Source organism: Elizabethkingia argenteiflava (assembly GCF_009904105.1).
GTDB lineage: Bacteria > Bacteroidota > Bacteroidia > Flavobacteriales > Weeksellaceae > Elizabethkingia > Elizabethkingia argenteiflava.
This window is the reverse complement of the sequence record NZ_JAAABJ010000431.1, coordinates 1-600: the sequence shown is the minus strand read 5'-3', so window position 1 is coordinate 600 and position 600 is coordinate 1. Positions and strand designations below refer to the sequence as shown.

Genomic DNA, 600 nt, shown 5'->3' with positions numbered 1-600 from the left:
ATTCTCACCCCAATCTCCAATTCTTTTTTGCTTACAATCCAACCCAAACGGGTCTATTTCAGTATTTGAGTCAAAAACGTATCCGTATATCGTAGGATTTCCACCTTGTAGCCCAATGGGATCCTGAGATATATAGTTTCCTGACTCATGATCATAATACCTAAACCGGTTATAAGCCAATCCTGTTTCAACATCCACATACTGTCCCTGATAAAGGAAAGGCACAAAATCATGATTTCCCTTTCTCGGGGAACCATAAACATCTAATTCTCGCTCCCAAACTAATCCGCCTTTATCATCATACGCATGCGAGGGTGTCCCCAGATAGTCACTGACAATACTGTACTTCTCCTCTCCAACAATCTTTCCGCAAGGAACAAAACTTCCCTGTTCATACAGCCAAGTTATTAAATTTTCGGTAGATTCTGCCGCCTGCTGAAGATTATTTTCATCACCCATGCTCAATACCATCGGAAAACTTCCCTCATATTGCCACTCGTGCAGGGGTACATTCCCATCCCACAGCCACCTGGTCACCCTTCCTTTATATTCCTTGGCAATACGCCTTCCCAAAGCATCGTACACAAAGCTAATCCTCTT

General features: G+C 43.0%; 1 protein-coding gene. It reads right to left on the bottom strand.

Going from position 1 to position 600, the window contains the following annotated elements; all coding sequences use genetic code 11:
* The coding region (locus GNY06_RS04980; RefSeq protein WP_166519063.1) for an RHS repeat domain-containing protein at positions 1-600 on the bottom strand (600 nt) is incomplete at both ends.